We start from the raw sequence: 1117 nt of genomic DNA, 5'->3' as shown, positions 1-1117 counted from the left end.
GGATGGAAGGTGGCCGGGCAGCATCGACGTCGTTCATCACCACGGATCCCCCTGGGAGGATGCCCTGGAACGGTTCCTCCGCGCCCACGCCTGACCGTTGTCGGGGCTATCTGAGAAGGTCCAGCTGGTCTGGCGTATCCACGTCCTCGCCGGTGGACTGGTCGCTGCAGTCCACCTCATCAACAAGGTCCGGATGGCTCCGCAGGAAGCGCCGTGCCCCGGCGTCGCCAGTCACCGTTGCACCCACAGCTGCGCGCAGGGACGCGTCGATGAGCAGCGGGTGCCCTCGGACGAGTGCCGCCTCACCGCCGCCGCTGGAATCACGACGGCGGTATGCGGCAGCCGTGACCCGCCCCGGACGGTGCCGGGCCAGCAGCCGTGCCACTGTTTCACGGGTCAGGCCAGGCTGGTCCACCAAGGCGATCAGGAGGTGGTCTGCCGGATCCGCGGCCTGGTTGCCGAGCAGGAAGGAACTGCCCATTCCTGATTCCCATTCCGGGTTAATCACCAACTGGCAGCCGTCCAGCTTGGCGGCAGCTTCAACCTGGGCGGCACCGGCGCCGAGGACCACCACCACTTTCCGGCAGCCGCCGTCGAGCAGTGCCTTGGTGATGGCTTCCACGAGCGGCCGTCCGCGGAATGGAAGCAGAGCCTTCGGTCCCAAACCCAGCCGGGTACCGGCGCCCGCGGCGAGCACCACCCCGGTGGTCGTGGTTCCCGCGGAGCCGGCCCCGTAACTGTCACCCATAGCTGCACCTTATGGGATTGAGGGTCAGGCGTCCCCGCCTGCCCCGCCGGTGGTGCCGGCGTTGACATCCAGGAGCTTGTACCGGTCCATCGCGTACGAGGGGGCGCCCGCCTCTACTTCGCCCCTCGCGGCCAGCATCTGCAGCACTTTCACCACGATGGAGTGGGTGTCGTTTTTGAAGTAGCGGCGCGCTGCTGCGCGGGTGTCGGAGAAGCCGAAGCCGTCGGCGCCGAGGGTGGCGAATTCGTTGGGAACGAATTGCCGGATTTGGTCCGGGACGGCTTTCATGTAGTCGGTGACGGCGACGATGGGGCCGGTGGCGCCTTCGAGTTGCTGGGTGATGAAGGGGACGCGGGCGGGCTGGCCGGG

General features: G+C 67.9%; 1 protein-coding gene and 1 pseudogene. Both read right to left on the bottom strand.

Annotated elements, in window-relative coordinates:
- Window positions 1–106: 106 nt before the first annotated feature.
- Window positions 107–748 carry a nicotine blue oxidoreductase gene (nboR, locus tag AB0313_RS22125; protein ID WP_366308495.1) on the bottom strand — a complete coding sequence of 214 codons (642 nt, stop codon included), beginning with the start codon at window positions 746–748 and terminating at the stop codon, window positions 107–109.
- Window positions 749–772: 24 nt separating this feature from the next.
- Window positions 773–1117 (bottom strand): annotated as a pseudogene (locus AB0313_RS22120) (pyruvate dehydrogenase (acetyl-transferring), homodimeric type); the annotation flags it as partial.

Origin of the sequence: Pseudarthrobacter sp. NPDC080039 (genome assembly GCF_040702335.1) — a bacterium.
In the GTDB taxonomy this organism is placed as follows: Bacteria; Actinomycetota; Actinomycetes; order Actinomycetales; family Micrococcaceae; genus Arthrobacter; species Arthrobacter enclensis_A.
Note: the sequence above shows the minus strand (reverse complement) of the source record. Positions and strands in the feature narration are given on the sequence as shown.